Here is a 4906-nt window from a genome sequence, read left to right as displayed (position 1 = left end):
GCAAGTTGATTCTATGAATGAAGAATCTTCGTCCTTATAGGACGGAGAGTGTCAACAGCATTGATGAATTTTCCCCAGATTATACGTTTGGCAGCAGTCTCAAGATTAACATCAGCATCAATGATACAAGGGCTTTTACCACCCAATTCTAAAGTGACTGGAGTCAGATGCTGTGCTGCTGCTTGAGCGACAACTTTACCGATAACAGTACTCCCGGTGAAGAAAATATGATCGAATTTTTCTGCTAAGAGTTGTTTGCTGGTATCTGCATCTCCTTCAAAAATAGCAATATAGTTAGGTTCAAAACACGACTGAATAATTTTGGTTACTACCCTAGAAGTATTGGGAGCATTTTCGGACGGCTTGAGAATTGCACAATTTCCCGCAGCAATTGCACCCACCAAAGGTGATATCATCAACTGGAAAGGATAGTTCCACGGGCTAATAATTAAAACGACTCCAAGCGGTTCTGGCTGTATCCAAGCAGATGATGGAAACTGGTCAATGGGAGTTTTGACTTTGCGGGGTTTTGCCCAATTTCGGAGCTTTTTAATCGCTAAATTAACTTCTGCTAAAGTCGCAATTTCAAAATAAGCTTCAAAAGGTGGTCTTCCTAAATCGGCTTTAACTGCTTCTACAATTGCATCTTGATATTCAATGATAGACTGCTTGAGACGCTGTAGTTGGGCTAGTCGAAAATCTAATGATTTAGTTTGACCAGTTTGAAAAAATTCCCGTTGTTTTTGGATGGCTTCTTGAATGGCGGATGCAAATATCTCTAAAGTCATTATTTTTATTCCTTCGATTATTTTTCGATTATTTAATGAGTTAGGGTTGGTTTTATTTCAACTGGATAGAATACCGTTATTACCTCACCCCTTCCCCTCTCCTTACTAAGGACAGGGGTGTCCTTTAGGGCGGGGTGAGGTTTGCGAAGTGTGTTGCATTCAAATAAAAAGCGCAATAGCTTTATTTCAAGCAAAAAAATTGTAATTAAATTTACAAAAATATGCAAACTAATCAAAAAGTGGGCTAGGCTGAGAGCATAATCGAGTTGTTCAGAAACTCGTGTTAGGAAAATATTTTAATTTTTACATTATATGGATAAAACATCGCCACTTTTACCAGAGATTCCTTCTCCTGCGTATATTTGCCCATTTGACCAAGCCTGTAGCTATTTAGACGCGGCGGCGAAAGAATTAAAGTTAGATCAAGGTGTATTAGAAATACTTAGTAACCCGCGTAAGGTAGTTACTGTTTCCATTCCCGTAAAACGAGATAGCGGTGAAATACAGATTTTAGCCGGACATCGAGTCCAACACTGTAACGTTTTAGGGCCTCACAAAGGCGGTATTCGTTTCCATCCAGCCGTGACTCTGCGGGAAGTTTCGGCTTTAGCAATGCTGATGACTTGGAAATGTGCGTTGTTGGGAATTCCTTACGGTGGTGCTAAAGGCGGAATTGCGATAAATCCCAAAAGTTACAGCATCAACGAATTAGAACGTATTTCTCGACGTTATATTAGCGAGTTAATTAAAGACATCGGGCCGTCAGTAGATATACCCGCACCAGACATGGGTACATCAGCCCGTGAAATGGCTTGGATGATGGACACTTATTCGGTAAATATCGGTCATGCAGTGCCGGGAGTAGTCACCGGGAAACCGCTTTCGATAGGTGGTTCCTTGGGAAGGGAAATGGCAACCGGGCGCGGTGTAATGATTATCGTCCGTGAAGCCTTAAAAGATAAAGGTAAATCTTTAGAAGGTACCCGAATTGCGATTCAAGGTTTTGGTAACGTCGGTGGCGCTGCGGCTGAATTGCTACATCAAGCCGGAGCAAAAATTATTGCTGTTTCCACGGGTTCCGGTGGTATTTTTGCGGAGAATGGTTTAGATATTCCACAACTAAAAGCATATCAAAAAGAGAATAATCGTAAAATTTCGGGATTTTCAAAAACGCAACCAATTAGCAATGCAGAGTTATTAACATTACCTTGCGACGTGTTGATTCCCGCAGCTTTAGAAAATCAAATTACGCAAAAAAACGCCGATCGCATCCAAGCTAATATTATCGCCGAAGCTGCAAATGGCCCAGTTACCCTCGAAGCAAACTTATCATTAGAAGCACGTGGTGTAACAGTATTACCAGATATTTTGAGTAACGCTGGTGGAGTTGTAGTTAGTTATCTCGAATGGGTACAGGGACTTTCTTATTTATTTTGGGATGAAGAAAAAGTGAACGGTGAAATGGAAAATTTGATGGTTCAAGCATATCGCAAAGTTATGCAGCAATCTCAGGAAAGAAAAATTTCACCGAGATTAGCAGCTTATGTATTAGGAGTCGGTAGAGTAGCGCAAGCGTTGAAGGATAGAGGTTTATATCCTTAATCAGTTATCAATTATCAATTATCAGTAAATAATTGGTGGCTTAGAATTCGCATTTTGCTTATTATCAATATCGACGGGTAGTGCAATTAAGAGTCTGATAGCAAAAGTCTTATAAATCTGACATCTTGCACCATTGTCGTTAAGCTTCAGCACCCGCCTTGTAAGCCGGAGGCTTTCTCGCAGAGAAATCAAAATCATCGGCTAATATACAAAGTACGTTGAAACGCACTAAAATAAGCTAAAACCCTTAACCAGTCTGATTTATCAGACTTTGTTTATGCAGCCCAAGAATTTATTCCAAGGCGGTATTGAGAATGGAGCAAAATGTCAGATTTAAAAGAAATAGCTATCAGTAAAATTGTGATAATTGATAATTGATAACTGTTCACTGATTCTGATATTCGCTACCGCTAGCACGGAAACCTTTTTCTTTGAGAATTATATTACCGTTAGTGGCGTTATTAACAATAAAATCTACTTCACCAAAAGGAGTAAATCTCACGTAATAAGCAGTATTATCCTTGATGGCAACGTAACTTTTAAATTTACTTTCAGCATCAAGTTTTGGCAATCTCGCAGCTTCAACAGCATATAATTCCGTTTTTTCGGCGCGATTGTCATAAACATTCATATAAATCTGCTTTTCTTCAGAATAAATTCTTACCGTTCTGCTGTTGGTAGCAAAAAGTAATTGAGTTGAAGCAGAAGAAGGATTTGTGTAAGTTAATTCGATCACATCTTCCCGTACCCAGCCAATATCATCCGCTTGCGAACCGAATTTGACTTTATACCAAGCACGAGTATCTCCAGCAGGTTTGGTTTGATCGAGAATTTTGACTTTATCGCCTTCTTTTCCTTCCTTAATAACGCGACGATTCAGCGAAGGCCCCGAACGAATGTTAACTGTATTGATAGTAGTACTGTTAGTGGTGAGAACGCCTTCGCTAGCAGTAAAGGTTTGTATCGGCGTTGATTGATTAGCGTCTGTCATAAATTTATCTCCGATAATTATTGCAGGGGGGTACTCAAACATATTAATAGTAGTTATTGTGACTGGAAATAATCACAAAGATAGAAACTTCGTTTAAGTTAACTAGTAGCTAAAAGTATTGAGATTTACTACTATTATTTGTTACAAATTCTCAAAATGCACTTTTTGCAACATTCTGAAATGTTTGTGGAGATTTGGGTGTCAAAAAACCTTATTAGACGCGGAGGATGCTGACGGAAGAGATTTTAGAGAGATGGTGAGTGAAGCTTATAAACCTAAACAGTAGCGAACAGCAGCTTCCACTTCCAGCATTTTAGACTCTGAAATTTGACCTGCTGATTGAGCGGGAAACCGTACTTTATCCAAAGAGCGTATTTGAAAACACATGAAAACCGTTTCGATTGGTAATCCACTTTCGTCTGAAGAAACACGTACATTTGTTGGGTAATCGCGCTTAATATTAGCCCCTTTAGTTCCTACTGTTACGGTGACAACTAAAGGCAAATTATTAATGCTATTTATAGACAATACTAAAACCGGACGTTTACCAGCTTGCTCTCTTCCTTCAACTGGATTAAGATTTACGAAAAAAATTTGACCTCGTTCAATACTCACTGCTTTTCCAAACCATCCATCTGGGTAATAGCAAACTCTTCATCAATAGCATGAATTTCGGTTTTAATTTCATTATCATTCGCCATTTCAGCTATTTCTTTTTCAATATCTTGAGAATTCAAAGGGAAATTATTTGTATTTGTCTTCTTTCGCAAGTTTTTTACCAAACTTTCCAAAAGCCACATCTGCTCTTCTAAAGATAAGTCACGGATGGAGCGGTCAATTTCGAGTAATTTAGGGGATATCATTGAGCTATTTTACAGGGTTATTAAATTAAGTTTATCTTAGGAAAATAGAGCGTGAGACGATACGTAACTATTTGAGAATGCAATGAACAAAATTTTTACCGCAGTGATTTATTGGGAAGACGATGTGTATGTGGCTGAATGTCGTGAAGTGGAAACAGCCAGCCAAGGAGAAACTATAGAAGAAGCCATTAGTAATCTCAAAGAAGCAACAGAACTGTATTTAGAAGAGTTTCCCACGTAGGTTGGGTTGACGCAAGGAAACCCAACAACAACCATTAAATCTAATCGCACGGTTTTGGTTTACTTGAAATCATCTAAACATTTTTGCAAATCATCTCTTAAATTTATAACTCGCTCATCATTCGGTGCAATCTCTAACGAACGATTAAACTCTGTTAATGCTGCTTGGTAACTTTTGAGTGCTTCTTCTTGTTGAGATAAACCTGCTTGTAAATCCCCTAAACTTTGTAAAGCGAATCCTTTATTATTCTGAGCCAAAATATCATCGGGAGCGCGACTGAGTACTTGATTGTAGGAAACAATTGCTTGTGTGTAGGAATTTTGAGCATCTTGGTGTTGAGATAAACCTGCTTGTAAATCCCCTAATCTTTGTAAAGCTAATCCTTTATTACCGTGAGCCAAAATATCATCGGGAGCGCGAC

At 38.8% G+C, this 4906-nt stretch carries 5 protein-coding genes and 2 pseudogenes; 2 read left to right on the top strand and 5 right to left on the bottom strand.

Annotated elements, in window-relative coordinates; all coding sequences use genetic code 11:
* Positions 1-47: 47 nt before the first annotated feature.
* Positions 48-788 (bottom strand): annotated as a pseudogene (locus ACM03V_RS34165) (aldehyde dehydrogenase family protein); the annotation flags it as partial.
* A 312-nt stretch (positions 789-1100) separates the two neighbouring features.
* On the opposite strand from ACM03V_RS34165, the gene ACM03V_RS34160 reads away from it, so the two are divergent.
* Positions 1101-2390: a Glu/Leu/Phe/Val family dehydrogenase gene (locus tag ACM03V_RS34160; protein WP_414625258.1), complete on the top strand. Its 1290-nt coding sequence runs from the start codon at positions 1101-1103 to the stop codon at positions 2388-2390.
* A 385-nt stretch (positions 2391-2775) separates the two neighbouring features.
* Here ACM03V_RS34160 and ACM03V_RS34155 read toward each other — a convergent pair whose 3' ends face one another.
* From ACM03V_RS34155 to ACM03V_RS34145, 3 genes are all read right to left on the bottom strand, one after another.
* The gene (locus ACM03V_RS34155) at positions 2776-3381 is read right to left on the bottom strand and encodes an SH3 domain-containing protein (RefSeq protein ID WP_414625257.1); all 606 of its coding nucleotides are present in this window, start codon (positions 3379-3381) and stop codon (positions 2776-2778) included.
* A gap of 267 nt (positions 3382-3648) precedes the next feature.
* Positions 3649-3996 carry a type II toxin-antitoxin system PemK/MazF family toxin gene (locus ACM03V_RS34150; RefSeq protein ID WP_414625256.1) on the bottom strand — a complete coding sequence of 116 codons (348 nt, stop codon included), beginning with the start codon at positions 3994-3996 and terminating at the stop codon, positions 3649-3651.
* Complete coding sequence (locus tag ACM03V_RS34145) at positions 3993-4244, bottom strand: hypothetical protein (RefSeq protein WP_414625255.1); 252 nt, start codon at positions 4242-4244, stop codon at positions 3993-3995. The genes ACM03V_RS34150 and ACM03V_RS34145 overlap by 4 nt, the downstream gene beginning before the upstream one ends.
* Before the next feature lie 82 nt (positions 4245-4326).
* Here ACM03V_RS34145 and ACM03V_RS34140 point away from each other — a divergent pair, with 82 nt between their 5' ends.
* On the top strand, positions 4327-4485 hold the full coding sequence (locus tag ACM03V_RS34140) for a type II toxin-antitoxin system HicB family antitoxin (protein ID WP_414625254.1): 159 nt from the start codon (positions 4327-4329) through the stop codon (positions 4483-4485).
* Positions 4486-4544: 59 nt separating this feature from the next.
* On the opposite strand, the pseudogene ACM03V_RS34135 reads toward ACM03V_RS34140, so the two are convergent.
* A pseudogene (locus ACM03V_RS34135) lies at positions 4545-4906 on the bottom strand (hypothetical protein); the annotation flags it as partial.

Origin of the sequence: Calothrix sp. CCY 0018, from assembly GCF_963920925.1 — a bacterium.
Lineage (GTDB): Bacteria > Cyanobacteriota > Cyanobacteriia > Cyanobacteriales > Nostocaceae > Rivularia.
This window is presented reverse-complemented; position numbering and strand designations above follow the sequence as displayed.

Bases quoted from the DNA above. Each gene is read 5' to 3' on its own strand.
- ACM03V_RS34160 (WP_414625258.1), top strand. From the start codon at position 1,101: ATGGATAAAACATCGCCACTTTTACCAGAGATTCCTTCTCCTGCGTAT.
- ACM03V_RS34155 (WP_414625257.1), bottom strand. From the start codon at position 3,381: ATGACAGACGCTAATCAATCAACGCCGATACAAACCTTTACTGCTAGC.
- ACM03V_RS34145 (WP_414625255.1), bottom strand. From the start codon at position 4,244: ATGATATCCCCTAAATTACTCGAAATTGACCGCTCCATCCGTGACTTA.
- ACM03V_RS34140 (WP_414625254.1), top strand. From the start codon at position 4,327: ATGAACAAAATTTTTACCGCAGTGATTTATTGGGAAGACGATGTGTAT.